At 74.0% G+C, this 15,344-nt stretch carries 16 protein-coding genes and 1 pseudogene; 5 read left to right on the forward strand and 12 right to left on the reverse strand.

From position 1 onward, the window contains the following. Window positions 1-5 precede the first annotated feature (5 nt). The 3 genes from WQ56_RS10765 to WQ56_RS10775 all read right to left on the reverse strand — a co-directional run bounded on the left by WQ56_RS10765 (window position 6) and on the right by WQ56_RS10775 (window position 3,980). Window positions 6-815, reverse strand: coding sequence for a rhomboid family intramembrane serine protease (locus WQ56_RS10765; RefSeq protein WP_047137210.1), 810 nt, complete (start codon window positions 813-815; stop codon window positions 6-8). A gap of 151 nt (window positions 816-966) precedes the next feature. Then, on the reverse strand, window positions 967-2,865 hold the full coding sequence (mnmG, locus tag WQ56_RS10770) for a tRNA uridine-5-carboxymethylaminomethyl(34) synthesis enzyme MnmG (protein WP_047137119.1): 1,899 nt from the start codon (window positions 2,863-2,865) through the stop codon (window positions 967-969). Window positions 2,866-3,332: 467 nt separating this feature from the next. Next, window positions 3,333-3,980, reverse strand: coding sequence for a hypothetical protein (locus tag WQ56_RS10775; protein WP_047137120.1), 648 nt, complete (start codon window positions 3,978-3,980; stop codon window positions 3,333-3,335). Between the two features lie 135 nt (window positions 3,981-4,115). Between WQ56_RS10775 and WQ56_RS10780 the strand changes: the two genes are divergently transcribed. The 3 genes from WQ56_RS10780 to WQ56_RS10790 are packed head-to-tail and all read left to right on the forward strand — an operon-like array spanning window position 4,116 to window position 6,152. After that, window positions 4,116-5,096 (forward strand): pyridoxal-phosphate dependent enzyme, encoded by a 981-nt coding sequence (locus WQ56_RS10780; RefSeq protein ID WP_047137121.1) that lies wholly within the window; start codon window positions 4,116-4,118, stop codon window positions 5,094-5,096. Between the two features lie 16 nt (window positions 5,097-5,112). Beyond that, window positions 5,113-5,739, forward strand: coding sequence for a YdcF family protein (locus WQ56_RS10785; RefSeq protein ID WP_047137122.1), 627 nt, complete (start codon window positions 5,113-5,115; stop codon window positions 5,737-5,739). After that, window positions 5,736-6,152, forward strand: a complete 417-nt coding sequence (locus WQ56_RS10790; RefSeq protein ID WP_047137123.1) for a ketosteroid isomerase-related protein — start codon at window positions 5,736-5,738, stop codon at window positions 6,150-6,152. Before WQ56_RS10785 ends, WQ56_RS10790 begins: the two co-directional genes overlap by 4 nt. A 7-nt stretch (window positions 6,153-6,159) precedes the next feature. On the opposite strand, the gene WQ56_RS10795 is transcribed toward WQ56_RS10790, so the two are convergent. The 8 genes and pseudogenes from WQ56_RS10795 to bioB form a co-directional block, all read right to left on the reverse strand. Continuing rightward, window positions 6,160-6,774, reverse strand: a complete 615-nt coding sequence (locus WQ56_RS10795; protein ID WP_156170508.1) for a hypothetical protein — start codon at window positions 6,772-6,774, stop codon at window positions 6,160-6,162. A 61-nt stretch (window positions 6,775-6,835) separates the two neighbouring features. Continuing rightward, on the reverse strand, window positions 6,836-7,063 hold the full coding sequence (locus WQ56_RS10800; protein WP_047137125.1) for a hypothetical protein: 228 nt from the start codon (window positions 7,061-7,063) through the stop codon (window positions 6,836-6,838). 68 nt (window positions 7,064-7,131) lie between these two features. Then, window positions 7,132-7,752, reverse strand: a complete 621-nt coding sequence (locus WQ56_RS10805; RefSeq protein ID WP_047137126.1) for a YitT family protein — start codon at window positions 7,750-7,752, stop codon at window positions 7,132-7,134. Between the two features lie 166 nt (window positions 7,753-7,918). Further along, on the reverse strand, window positions 7,919-8,818 hold the full coding sequence (gene bioC / locus WQ56_RS10810; RefSeq protein WP_047137127.1) for a malonyl-ACP O-methyltransferase BioC: 900 nt from the start codon (window positions 8,816-8,818) through the stop codon (window positions 7,919-7,921). Window positions 8,819-8,864: 46 nt separating this feature from the next. After that, on the reverse strand, window positions 8,865-9,668 hold the full coding sequence (gene bioH, locus WQ56_RS10815) for a pimeloyl-ACP methyl ester esterase BioH (protein ID WP_047137128.1): 804 nt from the start codon (window positions 9,666-9,668) through the stop codon (window positions 8,865-8,867). Between the two features lie 20 nt (window positions 9,669-9,688). Then, window positions 9,689-10,693 (reverse strand): multidrug resistance efflux transporter family protein, encoded by a 1,005-nt coding sequence (locus WQ56_RS10820; RefSeq protein WP_047137129.1) that lies wholly within the window; start codon window positions 10,691-10,693, stop codon window positions 9,689-9,691. Next, window positions 10,690-11,890: pseudogene (gene bioF, locus WQ56_RS10825) on the reverse strand (8-amino-7-oxononanoate synthase). Before bioF ends, WQ56_RS10820 begins: the two are co-directional and overlap by 4 nt. Window positions 11,891-11,924: 34 nt before the next feature. Continuing rightward, window positions 11,925-12,998, reverse strand: coding sequence for a biotin synthase BioB (bioB, locus tag WQ56_RS10830; protein ID WP_047137130.1), 1,074 nt, complete (start codon window positions 12,996-12,998; stop codon window positions 11,925-11,927). A 49-nt stretch (window positions 12,999-13,047) separates the two neighbouring features. Here bioB and WQ56_RS10835 point away from each other — a divergent pair, with 49 nt between their 5' ends. Beyond that, window positions 13,048-13,779, forward strand: a complete 732-nt coding sequence (locus WQ56_RS10835) for a ComF family protein (protein ID WP_047137131.1) — start codon at window positions 13,048-13,050, stop codon at window positions 13,777-13,779. A gap of 44 nt (window positions 13,780-13,823) precedes the next feature. Then, entirely contained in the window at window positions 13,824-14,312 is a 489-nt protein-coding gene (locus tag WQ56_RS10840; RefSeq protein WP_047137132.1) for a hypothetical protein, read from the forward strand. A gap of 187 nt (window positions 14,313-14,499) precedes the next feature. Here WQ56_RS10840 and fghA read toward each other — a convergent pair whose 3' ends face one another. Next, window positions 14,500-15,330 (reverse strand): S-formylglutathione hydrolase, encoded by an 831-nt coding sequence (gene fghA, locus WQ56_RS10845; protein ID WP_047137212.1) that lies wholly within the window; start codon window positions 15,328-15,330, stop codon window positions 14,500-14,502. Between the last annotated feature and the right edge of the window lie 14 nt (window positions 15,331-15,344).

The following is a 15,344-nucleotide window of genomic DNA, read 5'->3' on the forward strand; positions in this document are numbered from 1 at the left end:
CGCGCCTAGCGCGACGCGGGCGGCGTGTCGTCTTGCTCGCCGTCACGCGGCCGGGGACGCGCCGGGAACGGCAGCACGACACCGCGCGTGTCGTCGGCCGGCGGGCGCTGCCACAGCACCGGCACGTCGTGCGGGGCGGGCGGCTCGAGGGTCTCGGCCTGCAGGCGCGCGGCATGCTCGGCCTCGGCCTCTTCGATCTCCCAGCTGTAGCGCCGGCGCGGCGGCTGCGGATCGGCGCGGCGGAACCAGAACGCAGCGAGCACGCCGCCCAGTGCGCCGCCCAGGTGCGACTGCCACGATACGCCCGGCTCCTGCGGCAGGATCGTCAGCAGCATGCCGCCGTAGAACAGGAAGGCGATCATGCCCGCGGCGACCGACGGCCGGTCGCGGCGCAGCAGGCCGAGCACGAACACCAGGAACATCAGGCCGTGGGTCACGCCGCTGGCGCCGAGGTGATGCGAGCCCGGATCGCCGAGCAGCCAGGCGCCCAGCCCCGAACCCAGCCACATCAGCGGCAGGCCGCGCAGCGTGGCCTTCGGATACACCGCCAGCGCCAGCGTGCCGAGCACCAGCAGCGCGCTGGCGTTGGCGATCAGGTGACCGGGCGAGCCGTGCAGCAGCGGCGCGGCGAGCAGGCCGGCCAGGCCCGCCCAGTCACCGGGACGCACCGCCAGCGCGCGCCAGTCGACCATCGCCTGGATGCCGAAGGCGATGACCAGCAGCAACACGAAGCCCACGCTGGCCTGCGCCGCACGCGACAGCCGCCGCCGGTCGCGCGCCCGTTGCGCGGGCGAGTCCTCGGGGGCTTCGGGCATGTCCAGATGCATCGATCCAAGGTGGCGACGGATCGCGGGAACGCAAGCGAGGGAGGCGATCGCGACAGCGCCCGCGCCAGGCCCGTGCCCCCACCCGACGCCTGCGGCGTCGACCTCCCCCGCAGGCGGGGGAGGTGACTTGCACGCGCCGTTACGCCGCGCCGGCCACGCGCCCGCGCCGCGCGCGCTCGAGGTGCACCAGCAGCAGCGAGATCGCCGCCGGGGTCATGCCGGGGATGCGCTGGGCCTGGCCGACGGTCAGCGGCCGCACCTGGCCGAGCTTCTGCACGATCTCGGCCGACAGCCCGCGCACGCCCGCATAGTCGAAGCCGTCGGGGATCGCCGTACCCTCCTGGCGTTGCTGGCGCGCGATCTCCACACGCTGGCGCTCCAGGTAACCCGAATACGTCGCGTCGATCTCGACCTGCTCGGCGACCTCCGCATCCGCGACGCCCGGCCCGATGCCATCCACGCGCATCAGCGCCGCGTAGTCGAGCCCGGGGCGGCGCAGCAGGTCGATCGCGTTGCTCTCCCGGCGCAGTTCGATGCCCAGCGTCTCGACGGCCGCCCGCCCGAGCGCGTTGTGCGGCGAGGCCCACAGCCCGCGCAGGCGCGCGGTCTCGCGCTCGATGCCCTCGCGCCTGGCCTCGAAGCGTCGCATGCGCGCGTCGTCGACCAGGCCCAGGTCTCGACCGATGCCGGTCAGGCGCAGGTCGGCGTTGTCCTCGCGCAGCTGCAGCCGGTACTCGGCGCGGCTGGTGAACATGCGGTAGGGCTCCTTCGTGCCGTGCGTGATCAGGTCGTCGATCAGCACGCCGATGTAGGCCTGGTCGCGCCGCGGGGTCCAGGCCTCGAGGCCGCGCACGCGACGCGCGGCGTTGAGGCCGGCGACCAGGCCCTGCGCGGCGGCTTCCTCGTAGCCGGTGGTGCCGTTGATCTGGCCGGCGAAGAACAGCCCGGCCACCGCGCGCGTCTCCAGCGACGCCCGCAGTCCGCGGGGATCGAAGAAGTCGTACTCGATCGCGTAGCCGGCGCGGGTGATGTGCGCGTTCTCGAAGCCGACGATGCTGCGCACGACCTCCAGTTGCACGTCGAACGGCAGCGAGGTCGAGATGCCATTGGGGTAGATCTCGGCGACGTCCAGGCCCTCGGGCTCGACGAAGATCTGGTGGCTGTCCTTGTCGGCGAAGCGCACCACCTTGTCCTCGATCGACGGGCAGTAGCGCGGGCCGATGCCCTCGATCTGCCCCGAGTACATCGGCGAGCGGTGCAGCGCGCCGCGGATGATGGCGTGCGTGCGCTCGGTGGTGCGGGTGATCCAGCACGGCACCTGCCGCGGATGGTCGGCCTGGGAACCGAGGAACGAGAACACCGGGCGGGGATCGTCGCCGGGCTGGATCGCCATCGCGGTGTAATCGAGCGTGCGGCCGTCGATGCGCGGCGGGGTCCCGGTCTTGAGCCGGTCGACGGCGAACGGACGCTCGCGCAGCTTCGCCGCCAGCGTCGTCGCTGGCGGGTCGCCCGCGCGGCCGCCGGCCGACTGCGCTTCGCCGACATGGATGCGGCCACCGAGGAACGTGCCCGCGGTCAGCACCACGGCCGGCGCGTCGAAGCGCAGGCCGGCCTGGGTGACGACACCCCGGACCGCATCGCCCTCGATGACGAGATCGTCGACCGCCGACTGGAAGATCGTCAGGTTCGGCTGCGCCTCGACGGCGCGGCGCACGAACGCGCGATAGAGGTTGCGGTCGGCCTGGCAGCGGGTCGCGCGGACCGCCGGGCCCTTGGACGCATTGAGGCGCCGCCACTGGATGCCGGCCGCGTCCGCGGCGCGCGCCATGACGCCGCCCAGCGCATCGATCTCGCGCACGAGGTGGCCCTTGCCGATGCCGCCGATCGCGGGGTTGCAGCTCATCACGCCGATCGTCTCGACGTTGTGGGTCAGCAGCAGGGTGCGGGCGCCGGCACGCGCGGACGCGAGCGCAGCCTCGGTACCGGCGTGGCCGCCGCCGACGACGATGACGTCGTAGCTGTGGAAGTCGTTGGGCATCGGCGGATTATCGGGCAGGTCGGCCGGCGCGGGCGAGCCGGACGCCCTTGGCACGGTTTCTGCGTACGTTACGGCTGCACCCGGGACGGCAAGCGTCTGAAAGGGGGGCGCGGCTGGAGATTGGAACAGGGCCGGCCATGCACACCCCGGGGAAGCGCGGGGCCGGATGTCGGGGGACATCCGGCCCCTTTTTTTGGCTCGCCGTCCGGCAGGCGCGATCGCGCGGCCGAGAAGAAGAGCCGACGCCCGGCGGAGGGCGGAACAGGGGGGATCCGAGAGTCCCCAGCCGGGCGTCGACAGTCGTATGACCTTTTCGTCGGAAACCGACGCAATCGGTCAGGCGGGCCAAGCTTCGCCCGGGAATGCGAAAGGCGCAAGCCCCAAGTGCATCGACATCACCGGAATGGGCCGGGGTTCACGAATGCGGCCGCGCCCGCCTCGCAGGCGCGGGACCCGGATCCGGCCCGTCAGGGCACGCGCTGGTCCGGACGGCGGTAGCCGGCGCGCTCCCGCGGCGCCGGCCGCGGTGCGTCGGTGCGCGGTGGGCGGCTCTGCGGAGGACGGCTCTGCGGCGGGCGCGCCACGGGCGGACGGGCCTGCGGCGGGCGGTAGCCCGGACGCTGGCCGTCGCCACCACCGGGGCGACCGCTCCAGTTCCCGCCGGGACGCCCCGGACGATCGACGTCGGGCCGGCCCGGGCGGTCGGGTCGGCCGACGCCGGGCCGACCGTCGCCCCAACCCGGACGGCCGCTGCCGGGCCGGCCGGGACGGTCCGGGCGCCAGTCGCCGTGCGGCGGACGATGGCCGGGCCGGCCATGGCCGTGGCCCGGGCGACCGGGCACGACCGGGCGCACGATCACCGGCGGCGGGCGGTAGTAGCCGCCGCCGTAGCCGTAGTACGGCGACCCGTAGCGGTAGTACGGAGCCCCGTAACCGCCGCCGCCGTACCACCCCGAATAGCGGCCGTAGCCGACGCTGCCGTAGGGCGCGCCGTAGCTGCGGTACACCGTGCCGGGCGAGCCGTAGTAGTAGTCGCCGCTGCCGCCCCGGTAGCCGTAGCTCGCGCAGCCGGCAAGGGTCAGACAGGCGACGAGGATCAGTCCCTTGCGGATCATGGCGGTCCACCCCCGATCGATGAGGGATCCAGCTTCGGCCGCGCCCATTGAATCGGCCCTTAAGCGTGCCGGGCCGCGCGGCGCGCGGTCATCGTCCGTCGTGAATCCGGGCGGCCGCTCGGCTACGCTGTCCGGATGAGTCCCGCCCTCCCCCTGCCCGACGCCGGCGACCTGCTCGCCGCGGCCGCCCGGCTCGCGCCGTACGCTCACGTCACGCCGGTCCTGCGCAGCCGCGTGATCGATGCGGCGGCCGGGTGCAGCCTGCAGTTCAAGGCCGAGCACCTGCAGCGCGCGGGCGCGTTCAAGTTCCGCGGCGCCTGCAACACGGTCATGGCGCTGGACGCGGACGCCGCCGCGCGCGGGGTGGTCACGCATTCGTCCGGCAATCACGGCGCGGCGCTCGCACTGGCCGCGCACCTGCGGGGCATCGCCTGCCACGTCGTGGTGCCCGAGGGCGCGGTCGCGGCCAAGCTCGCGGCGATCGCCAGCTACGGCGCGGTGCTGCACCGCTGCGCGGCGACGCTGGCCGACCGTGAACGCACCTGCGAGCAGGTGCGTGCGCAGACCGGCGCGACGCTCGTGCACCCCTATGCCGATGCGCAGGTGATCGCCGGCCAGGGCACGGCTGCGCTCGAACTGCTGCACGTGGCCGGGCCGCTCGACGACCTGGTCGTGCCGGTCGGGGGAGGTGGGCTCGCGGCCGGCACCGCGCTGGCGATCGCGCATGCCGCGCCGCAGACCCGACTGGTGCTGGCCGAGCCGCGCGGCGCCGACGACACGCTGCGCTCGCTGCGCCAGGGCGCGCGCGTGCACGACCTCGTGCCCGACACCGTCTGCGACGGCCTGCGCGGGCTGCTGGGCGCGCCGAACTTCGAGATCCTCTCGCGCCATGGCGCTGCACACGGGACGCCGGTCGAGGTGCTGGCCGTCGACGATGCCGACACGGTCGCCGCGGCCCGCCGGATCGCGGTGCACACCAAGCAGTTGGTCGAGCCGTCGTCGGCGATCGCGCTGGCCGCGGTGCTGGGCGCGCCGGCGCGCTTCGCCGGCCGCCGCGTGGGCATCTTGCTCAGCGGCGGCAACGTCGATCCGGACCGCCTGCCATGGCAGCCCTGACCGTGCGGGGCCGGCGATGACGCGACGGCGCGGTCGACGCCGCCCGTTGCTGCGGCTGTGCATGTGGAGCCTGCTGGCGCTGGTCGCCTGGCTGGCCGGGGTCGCGGGCTGGATCGTGCACGTGGGCAGCCGCGACGACGCCGGCCCGGCCGACGCGATCGTCGTGCTGGGCGCGGCGGCCTACGACGCGGTGCCCTCGCCGGTGTTCGAGGCGCGCATCGACCACGGCCTGGATCTCTACCGCGCCGGCCATGCGCCGGTGCTGATCTTCACCGGCGGCTACGGCGGCGCGAAGGCGCGGTTCTCCGAGGCCCAGGTCGCGCGCCGCTACGCGCTGCGCCGCGACATCCCGGCCTCGGCGATCCTGATCGAGTCGCGCTCGCGCACCACGGTCGAGAACCTGGTCGAGGCGCAGCGGCTGATGCGCGAGCACGACCTGCACCGGATCATCGTCGTCAGCGACCCGCTGCACATGGCGCGCGCACTGCGCGCGAGCCGCCGGCTGGGCATCGACGCGGTCGGCTCGCCGACGCCTTCGACCCGCTTCCGCACCTTCCGCACGCAGCGCGAGTTCCTGCTGCGCGAGGTGTACTTCTTCCATCGCGACCTCTACGAGTCGATCGTCCAGGAGTTCCCGTCATGACCGACGCCGCCCGCACCGCCGCCCTCGCACTGGTCGAGGCCTACTACGCCGCGTTCAACGCCGGCGACCGGGACGCGATGCTCGCGCTGCTGACCGACGACGTCGTGCACGACCTCAACCAGGGCGCGCGCGAGACCGGACGCGAGGCGTTCGCGGCGTTCCTGCGGCGCATGGACCGCAGCTATCACGAGCAGCTGCGCGACATCGTCGCGATGGCCGGTGCCGACGGCGCGCGGGCGGCGGCCGAATACGTCGTGCACGGCCGGTACCTGGCCGACGACGACGGCCTGCCGCCGGCGCGCGGCCAGGCCTACGTGCTGCCGGGCGGCGCGTTCTTCGACATCCGCGACGGGCGCATCGCGCGGGTCACGAACTATTACAACCTCGAGGACTGGATCGCCCAGGTGGGCTGAGCACGGATCACCGCGCCGGGGGCTGGCCGTCGGCGACCAGGGTCAGGCCTTCGGCCAGCAGCCAGCGGGTCGCGAGCACGCGCTGGGGCTGCGGCTGGTCCTTGAGCACGTCGACCATCTGCCGGAAAGCGCGGCAGCGCGCTGTACGGCTGGCCTCGTCGGTGCCGGTCGAGGTAAGCCCGAGCATGAAGCCGTCGTGCAGCAGCGTCGCGGTCACCGCCGCGCCGCGCAGCACCTGCTGCGCGGCGGCCGGGTCGAAGGCCTGCGGCTGGCCCTGCAGGCCGGTCAGCGCGACGTTGGTGAAGGCGCTGGCGAAGCGATTGCGGCTTGCCGGACCGAGTCGGTCCACGGTGCGCTGGAACGCGGCGAGGTCGCGCGTGGCATCGGGCTCGAACAGCGCGCACAGCGCGCGCGCCTCGGCCGGTTCTCGCGAGGCGTGCAGCACGGCCTGGAACAGCGCGTCGATGGCCTCGGGCGTCGCCCGCCGCAGCACGTCGCCGCCGGTCGACAGCACCGCGGCCGTATCGATCTGCGACAGGTCGATCTCGTAGTGCTGCGCGGCCGCCAAGCCAGGCGCGGCCAACGCGAAACACAACAGGGGAGCGAGGACATTCCGGCGCATCGACGGTTCCTGTGGCCATGGCGGCCGGTCGCGCAGAGTCTAGGCAGCGCCGGCTGAACGCCTAGGGCGTGGAGAGACGGGTGTCGTCGATCCGCCCGAGGCAGTCGTCGGGCATGCTGCGAGCGGACCCGGAGGCCCAGGGCGCATTGGGCGCCGGCGGCATCGGATGCTGACAGTCGATCGGCACGGCGAACGACGGCTCGGTACTGGCGCAGCCCGACAGTCCGGCGATCAGGATCGCAGCGCAGGTGGGGATTCTCGACATGCTCATGCGCATCTCCACATCCATCGAGGGAGCCGTATGGAGCCTAGGCGCCTGCACCGGCGCGTGCCAGTGCCGCGGGCTGAGCGCGCGCCTCAGGCGCCCATGTAGCGACCGGGCCGGTGGTTGAACAGCAGCACCAGGTTGAGCACCAGCACGCCGAGCGCCGAGTACAGCACCTTCGACGGCGGCAGCACGGTCAGCGAGACCAGCATCAGCACCGCGTCGAAGCCCAGTTGCAGCTTGCCCGCGCTCCAGCCGCGGCTGCGCTGCAGCCAGACCACGACGATGCCCACCCCGCCCAGGCTCGCGCGGTGGCGGATGAACGACAGGATGCCCATGCCGACCAGCGCACCGCCGAACACCGCCGAGAACAGCGGCGTCATCGATTCGAACGGGGCCATGCGCGGGATCACGTCGGCGACGCCGCCGGTCACGCCGACCGCCAGGAACGTCTTGAGTGTGAACTCCCAGCCCATGCGCCGCACCGCGATCCAGTAGAACGGCAGGTTGATCAGCACGAACAGCAGGCCGAAGTTCCAGCCGGTGGCGTAGTGCGCCAGCAGCGACACGCCGGCCACGCCGCCGACCATCAGCCCACCGGTCGCCAGGATCGACATGCCCAGCGCACTGACCAGGCTGGCGAGGACCAGCCCCTGGATGTCCTCGACCACGGTGTGCCGCTGCGGCAGCGGCGCCGGCGCGGCGACGGCCACGGCGGCGGCCGCTTCGGCCTCGTCCGCTCGGATGGATTCTGTAGACGACGCGGTCACGGGGTCCGGATTCGATGCTGCACTGCGGCATAGCGTAGACGACGCCGGGCCACGATGCGCGGTCGATGTGTGGATCCGGGCCCGCTGGCGGGCACCGGGGACGCGTGTCTCAGCGATCGCGGCGCCGGATCGGGATCGCGCCGGCCGGGAATCGGGCGAGCTCCTCGCCGCCGTCGCGGATCGGCGCGCCGGGCGGCGGCGACCAGGCCATCGCGGTGATCCACTCCCAGCTCGCCGGCAGCCCCTCGGGTTCGCGGAACTGCTCATAGTGCGCGGCCGCAGCGGCGAAGCGCGCGCGCCCGGTCAGCGCGCGGCGGCGGCCGGCCAGCGCGTTGGTCGCGCCGACCGCGCGCAGCTCGCGCATCAGCGCGGCCATGTCGGGATGGTGGTGCACCGCGACCTCGCGGTCGAGCACCGGATTGCGGAAGCCGGCCTGCATCAGCGCGTCGCCGAACTCGGCGATCGACGCGAACGGGCTGACGTGAGGCACGTCGTCGGCCTGGCCGAAGGCCTCGCGCAATTCGATCAGCGTCTGCGGCCCGAACGTCGAGCACAGCAGCAGGCCGTCGGGGCGCAGCACCCGGCGAAAGCCCGCGAACGCGGCCGCCAGGTCCTCGACCCATTGCAGCGACAGGTTGCAGAACAGCACGTCGACGCTGTCGTCGGCGAACGGCAGCGCGCGCAGGTCGGCGCAGACCCGGTCGACCGGCCGCTGCAGCCCGAGCCGGTCGCGCCAGCCGGCGCGCACCGGCGCCTGCTGCAGCATCGGCAGCGCGAGGTCGACCGCCACGATGCGCGACTTGGGCCAGCGCGCGCGCATCGCCAGCGCGGCGTGCGCCGGACCGCTGCCGACGTCGAGCACGCAGTCGGGCACGCGGTCGTCGAGGTAGTCCAGCGATTCGAGCAGGTGCGCCTCGACCTGTCGCTGCAGCGCCGCGGCGCCGGCGTAGCTAGACGAGGCGCGCGAGAACGCGCGGCGGACGTGGGTGCGGTCGAAGATGCGGGTCATCTGGGCAGTGGGGGTTGGTGGTGCGTGCGTCGCGACGGGCCGCGGATTATGGGAGCCACGCCAGCAGCCGTTCGGCCACCGCATCGGCATGGGTCAGGAACGGGGCGTGGCCGGCATGATCGATCGTGGCCGCCTGCGCGTCCGGCGCCAGCGCCGCGGCCGCGTGCATCGCGCGCGGGTCGACCAGGCGGTCGCGGCGCCCGGCCAGCCACAGGCTGGGCACGCCGAGTGCGGGCAGCACGGCGCGCAGGTCGACGGTCTGCAGCAGTTGGAGGCCGTCGGCGAGCGCGTGCGCGGCCGGCTCGCCGCGCGCGAAGACCTCGGCGCGCAGGGCGCGCAGTTCGCCGCGCGCATCGTCCGAGCCGAAGGCTTCCAGTGCGATGAAGCGGTCGAGCGTGCCGCGGTAGTCGTCGCGCAGGCCGCGGGCGAAGTCGCGGAAGATCTCCGGCGCCATGCCGTGCACCCAGTCGCCGCCGCGCACGAAGCGCGGATTCGCGCACAGCATCGCCAGCGCGGTGGCGGTCTCCGGGCGGGTCGCCGCAGCCTGCAGCGCGAACAGCCCGCCGAGCGACCAACCCAGCCACGGCGCCGGCGGCAACCGGGCCGCGAGCGCGTCGACCACCGGCGCGAGCGCCAGCGGCACCGCGCTGTCGCGGCTCAGGCCATGGCCCGGCAGGTCCACGCAGTACACCGTGCGATGCGCACGCAGGCGCGCGACCAGCGGCGCGAACACGCCGCCGTGCATCGCCCAGCCGTGCAGCAGCACCAGCGGCGGGCCCGCGCCGCAAATCTCGATGTGGAGACCGCTGCCGTCATCGGGCAGCGCGGTTGCGGGGAGCGTGTCGTGCATCGTCGGTGTGCCTTCTTCGGTCATGCGCCCTTGTCTCCGCGCAGCGCCCGCGTGCGGCGCGGGCTGGCGGCGGCCGGCCGCGCGACCAGCAGCGCGAACGCGACGATGCCACCGGTGACCACCAGCGCGCCGAGCAGCGCGCGGCCCTGCGGCCAGGCCTCGTGCAGAAACAGCGCACCCAGCAGCGCGGCGAACAGCAACTCGGCGGCCTGCATCGCCTCGGCCGCGCCCAGCGCGACCGGGTTGTGCCGGACCATGCCGGTGGCCTGGAAGAACAGGATCGTCGCGATCACACCGGCGCTCAGCGCCACGCCCGCCGCCAGCCACACCTGCGGCAGCGACGGCGCGCCGGCCTGGTGCCACGCGAACGCGGCCACGACCAGCCACAGCGGCTGGCTGGCCAGCGTCAGGCCGAACACGCGCTGGGTCGCGTTGAGGTCTTCGCCGGTGCGCTCCAGGTGCAGCAGCAGCAGGCGGTTGCCGAGCGGGTAGGCAACCGCCGCGGTCAGCACGCAGGCCAGCGCGAGCCAGCCCGCGGCGTCCAGGCCCGGGCCGCCCTGGCCGAACTGCATCAGCAGCACGCCGGCCAGGATCGCCGCAGCCACCGCCAGCGCGGCCGGCGGCACCCGGCGGCGCGCGTCGCGGTAGAGCAGCGGCGCGCACAACATGCCCGCGATCACCGTGAACTGGAAACTGCCGGCGACCAGCCACGCCGGCCCGCTGGACGCAGCGAACGACAGCATGCAGTAGAACAACAGGAAGCCGATCGCGCTGCAGCGCAGCCACGCCCACGGGTGCGCGGCGATCGCGCGCAGCACCGGCGCGGTGCCGCCCTGCCAGGGCATCAGCGGCAGCAGCAGCGGCAGCGTGATGAAGTAGCGCAGGCACGCCGTCCACGCCCAGTGACCGCCGCCGCTGGCGCTGGCGCGGTTGAGCACGTAGGTCAGCGTGAAGAACAGCGCCGAGGCGAGTGCGATCGCCACCGCCAGCAGGGCGCGGCGGGCGTCGTGGGGCTGCGCGCTCATGCCGGAATCGCGGACGAAACCGGTGCCAGCGCATCGCGCGCGGCGGCGAGCGCGTCGACCAGCGCGTCGACCTGCGCGTCGGCGTGCGTCGCGGCGAGCGTGATGCGCAGCCGTGCCTGGCCCTCGGGCACGGTCGGCGGGCGGATCGCCGCGACCCAGAAGCCGGCCGCGTCGAGGGCGTCGGACAGCGCGAGCGCGGTCGCATTGTCGCCGCAGCGCATCGGCTGGATCGGTGTGTCGGACGGCATCAGGTCCAGGCCCGCGCGCGCGGCGCGTTCGCGGAAGCGCTGCACCAGCGCACCGAGCCGGTCGCGGCGCCAGTGTTCGTGGCGCGCGAGCCGCACGGCGGCCAGCGTCGCGGCGGCCTGCGCCGGCGGCAGCGCGGTGGTGTAGACGTAGGGCCGCGCGGTCTCGGCCAGATGCGCGACGAGGTCGGCATCGCCGGCCACGACCGCGCCGTAGCCGCCAAGCGCCTTGCCCAGCGTCAGCAATTGCAGCGGCACCGCGTCGACGCCGAGCCCGGCCTGGGCGACGCTGCCGCGGCCCTCGGGCCCGCAGACGCCGATGCCGTGCGCATCGTCGACGTACAGCAGCGCGCGCTGCGCCTGCGCGACCGCGGCCAGGTCGCGCAGCGGGGCGACGTCGCCGTCCATGCTGAAGACACCGTCGGTGGCGACCAGCGCCGCGCCGCCGGGCAGCCCCTGCAGTTGGCGCGCCGCGCCCTGGGCATCGCCGTGCGGGTAGCGCCGCAGCCGGCAGCCGGCCAGTCGCGCGGCATCGATCAGGCTGGCGTGGTTGAGCCGGTCCTGCACGCAGGCGTCGCCGTCGCCCAGCAGCGCCGGCAGCACCGCGAGATTGGCCGAGAACCCGCTGCCCAGCAGCAGCGCGGCCGGCACCTCCAGCCAGTCGGCGACCTCGCGCTCGAGCGCGACGTGGCGGGCGTGATGGCCGCAGACCAGGTGCGAGCCGCCGCTGCCGACGCCGTCATCGCTGGCCGCGTCGCGCAGCGCCGCCGACACGCCGGGATGCTGGGCCAGGCCGAGGTAGTCGTTGCCGCAGAAGTTCAGCAGCCAGCGGCCGTCGACCTCGCAGCGCACGCCGTCGCGGCGCGCGACGGTGCGCCGCCGCCGGCGCGCGTGGCGGGCGTCACGCGCCGACTGCGCCCGCGCGCGCGTTCGCGCAGGTCGGGCCGCTCAGGCGACATCGCCGCCCGCGTCCGCGCGCGCCGGCGTCATGCCGCGCAGCTCGCTGGGTGCTGCGGCAGTTCGATGATGTCGGCGTGCACGGTGCCCGGATGGTCGTGGTCGGCGGCATCGACCATCACCTGCATCGGCCGCAGGCCCAGGCGCGCGAACAGCGCGAGGTCGCGCTCGGTGTCCGGGTTGCCGGTGGTCAGCAACTGCTCGCCGTAGAAGATCGAGTTCGCGCCGGCCAGGAAGCACATCGCCTGCAGCTCGTCGCTCATGTCCTGGCGGCCGGCCGACAGCCGCACCATCGAGCGCGGCATCAGGATCCGCGCGACCGCGATCGTGCGCACGAAGTCGAACGGGTCGATCTGCGCGGTGCCGTGCAGCGGCGTGCCCTCGACCTGCACCAGCCGGTTGATCGGCACCGAATCGGGATGCGCCGGCAGGTTGGCCAGCGTGCGCAGCAGGCCGGCGCGCTGGCGGCCGCTCTCGCCCATGCCGACGATGCCGCCGCAGCAGGTCTTCAGGCCCGCCTCGCGCACGTGCTCGAGGGTGTCGAAGCGGTCCTGCAGGTCGCGCGTGCGGATGATCGCGTCGTAATACTCGGGATCGGTGTCGATGTTGTGGTTGTAGTAGTCCAGGCCCGCGTCCTTGAGCGCGCGCGCCTGCTCGCCGCTGAGCATGCCCAGCGTGGCGCAGGTCTCCAGGCCCAGCGCCTTGACCTCGCGGATCATCGCCGCGACCTTCGGGATGTCGCGGTCCTTGGGCGAGCGCCACGCCGCGCCCATGCAGAAGCGGGTCGCGCCGGCGGCCTTGGCCTGGCGCGCCTTCTCGAGCACCGCCTCGGTGGCCATCAGCTTCGTCGCGTCGACGCCGGTGTGATAGCGCTGCGCCTGCGGGCAGTAGGCGCAGTCCTCCGGGCAGCCGCCGGTCTTGACCGACAGCAGCGTGCTGACCTGGACCTCGGCCGGATCGAAGTGCTGGCGATGCACCTGCGCGGCGCGGAACAGCAGTTCGGTCAGTGGCAGCGCGAACAGCGCCTCGACCTCCGAACGGCTCCAGTCGTGACGCAGGGCGGGCTGGCCGGCGGCATCGCGGGCGTGGCTGACAACTGACATGGCGGTTTTCCGACGGTCGCGGCGGGACAGGGCCGGCAGTCTGGAAAGCATGACGCAGGCTGTCAACCTGACGACCGGCCCGCCGGTTGACGAGCGCGGGCCCCGGTGCTGGCTGCGACGGCTGTTCGCGGCGCGTTGCCTGGTGTGCGGGGAACGCGGCGACGACGGCCGCGCGCTGTGCGCGGCCTGTGCGGCGGCGCTGCCGTGGGCCGGCCCGGCCTGCGCGCGCTGCGCGGTCCCGCTGCCGGCCGGCGACGCGCTGTGCGGCGCCTGCCTGCGCCGCCCGCCGCCGCTCGACGCGGCGCACGCGGCGTTCGTCTACGGCTTCCCGGTCGATCGCCTGCTGCCGCGGCTGAAGTTCCACCGCGACCTGGCCGCCGGCGCCCTGCTGTCGGCGTCGATGGCGCGAGCACTGGCATCGCGGCCCCGGCCCGACGCGCTGGTGCCGGTGCCGCTGCACCCGGCGCGGCTGCGTACCCGCGGCTACGACCAGGCGCTCGAACTCACACGCCCGCTCGCCCGCGCACTGGGCCTGCCGCTGCGCACCGACCTGCTCCGGCGGCGGCGCGCGACGGCGCCACAATCCCGCCTCGACGCACCGGCGCGGCGCCGCAACGTCCGCGGCGCCTTCGCCGCGACGGCACGCGGCCCGCTGCCTGCGCACGTCGCGTTGGTCGACGACGTCATGACCACCGGCGCGACGCTGCACGCGGCGGCGCTGGCCCTGCGCCGTCTCGGCGTCGCCCGGGTCGACGCCTGGGTCTGCGCGCGGGTGCCGTGAACGCGCCGGGTACGATGGTGCGACGCCCCGACCCGGTCCTGCCCATGCCGCGATCGCATCCGCTGTCCGCCCTGCTCGTCCTGTGCGCCGTTCTCGCGCTGCCCGGTTGCGGGGGTACGCCCGCCGGACCGGCCGTCTCCGAGCGCTACGCCGACCTCGAACTGCATCTCGAACCCGCGCGCGACGAGGCGCCCGGCAGCGATGCGCCCCGCGCCTGGACCACCGACGACGGCCGCACGGTCCACCTGCGCCACGTCGACACGATCCCCGGCACCGACATCCGCTCGATCCGCACCGTGGTCGGCGGCGACCGGCCCGCGGTCGCCTTCGAGCTCGCCGCACCGGGCGCCGCGCGGCTCCAGGCGCTGACCGCCGACCATGTCGGCCGGACGCTGGGCCTGGTCGCGAACGACCGCCTGCTGATCGCCGCGAACATCGCCGGCCCCTTCTCCGGCAGCTTCCAGGTCTCGACCGAGACGCACGAGGACGCCGAACGCCTGCGTCGCTCGCTGCTGGTCAGCGACGACCGGTAGCTGCCCCCACCCAACCCTCCCCCGCATGCGGGGGAGGGCAGTACACGCGAGCAACGCGCACGCCATCCAGTCTCCGCGCCCAATCGAGCGCTCCCCCAAAGTGCGCGCGCTTCGCTCCCTCCCCCGCCCGCGGGGGAGGGCTGGGGTGGGGGCGACCGCGCGCGGCCCCGCCGACGACACCGGGACTTCAGCCGCGCAGCGCGCGGGCATGGTGGGCGATGTGCTCGCCGATGAAGCTGGCGATGAAGTAGTAGCTGTGGTCGTGGCCCGGATGCAGGCGCAGCGTCAGCGGATGGCCGGCGGCGTCGCACGCAGCCTGCAGCAGTTGCGGGCGCAGTTGGCCGTCGAGGAACTCGTCGGCCGCGCCCTGGTCGATCAGCAGCGGCAGGCGCTCGCGCGCGGTGGCCACCAGCGCGGTCGCGTCCCAGGCCTGCCAGGTGCTGCGGTCGTCGCCCAGATAGGCCGAGAAGGCTTTCTCGCCCCACGGCACCTGGCTGGGCGCGACGATCGGCGAGAACGCCGACACGCTGCGGTAGCGCCCCGGGTGCTTGAGCGCGATCACCAGCGCACCGTGGCCGCCCATCGAATGCCCGCTGATCGCGCGTGCGTCGGTGACCGGGAAATGCGCTTCGATCAGCGCAGGCAGTTCGCGCGCGACATAGTCATGCATGCGGTAGTGCGTCGACCACGGCGCCTGCGTCGCATCGATGTAGAAGCCCGCGCCTTGGCCGAGGTCGTAGCCCTCGGCATCGGCCACGCCCTCGCCGCGCGGGCTGGTGTCGGGCGCGACGACGATGACGCCATGCTCGGCCGCATAGCGCTGCGCGCCGGCCTTGGTGATGAAGTTCTGCTCGTTGCAGGTCAGCCCGCTGAGCCAGTACAGCACCGGCAGTTGTTCCTGTTCCGCCTGCGGCGGCAGATAGACCGCGAACCGCATCGTGCAGCCGAGCGTGTCCGAGGCGTGTTCGTAGACGTCCTGCCAGCCGCCGAAGCTGGCGCGGTGTTCGATGCGTTTCATGAGGCGCTCCTGCA

Source organism: Luteimonas sp. FCS-9 (assembly GCF_001014645.1).
In the GTDB taxonomy this organism is placed as follows: Bacteria; Pseudomonadota; Gammaproteobacteria; order Xanthomonadales; family Xanthomonadaceae; genus Luteimonas.

Coding starts and splice junctions, on each gene's coding strand:
- WQ56_RS10765 (WP_047137210.1), bottom strand. CDS start 815: ATGCCCGAAGCCCCCGAGGACTCGCCCGCGCAACGGGCGCGCGACCGG.
- mnmG (WP_047137119.1), bottom strand. CDS start 2,865: ATGCCCAACGACTTCCACAGCTACGACGTCATCGTCGTCGGCGGCGGC.
- WQ56_RS10775 (WP_047137120.1), bottom strand. CDS start 3,980: ATGATCCGCAAGGGACTGATCCTCGTCGCCTGTCTGACCCTTGCCGGC.
- WQ56_RS10780 (WP_047137121.1), top strand. CDS start 4,116: ATGAGTCCCGCCCTCCCCCTGCCCGACGCCGGCGACCTGCTCGCCGCG.
- WQ56_RS10785 (WP_047137122.1), top strand. CDS start 5,113: ATGACGCGACGGCGCGGTCGACGCCGCCCGTTGCTGCGGCTGTGCATG.
- WQ56_RS10790 (WP_047137123.1), top strand. CDS start 5,736: ATGACCGACGCCGCCCGCACCGCCGCCCTCGCACTGGTCGAGGCCTAC.
- WQ56_RS10795 (WP_156170508.1), bottom strand. CDS start 6,774: ATGCGCCGGAATGTCCTCGCTCCCCTGTTGTGTTTCGCGTTGGCCGCG.
- WQ56_RS10800 (WP_047137125.1), bottom strand. CDS start 7,063: ATGGATGTGGAGATGCGCATGAGCATGTCGAGAATCCCCACCTGCGCT.
- bioC (WP_047137127.1), bottom strand. CDS start 8,818: ATGACCCGCATCTTCGACCGCACCCACGTCCGCCGCGCGTTCTCGCGC.
- bioH (WP_047137128.1), bottom strand. CDS start 9,668: ATGCACGACACGCTCCCCGCAACCGCGCTGCCCGATGACGGCAGCGGT.
- WQ56_RS10820 (WP_047137129.1), bottom strand. CDS start 10,693: ATGAGCGCGCAGCCCCACGACGCCCGCCGCGCCCTGCTGGCGGTGGCG.
- bioB (WP_047137130.1), bottom strand. CDS start 12,998: ATGTCAGTTGTCAGCCACGCCCGCGATGCCGCCGGCCAGCCCGCCCTG.
- WQ56_RS10835 (WP_047137131.1), top strand. CDS start 13,048: ATGACGCAGGCTGTCAACCTGACGACCGGCCCGCCGGTTGACGAGCGC.
- WQ56_RS10840 (WP_047137132.1), top strand. CDS start 13,824: ATGCCGCGATCGCATCCGCTGTCCGCCCTGCTCGTCCTGTGCGCCGTT.
- fghA (WP_047137212.1), bottom strand. CDS start 15,330: ATGAAACGCATCGAACACCGCGCCAGCTTCGGCGGCTGGCAGGACGTC.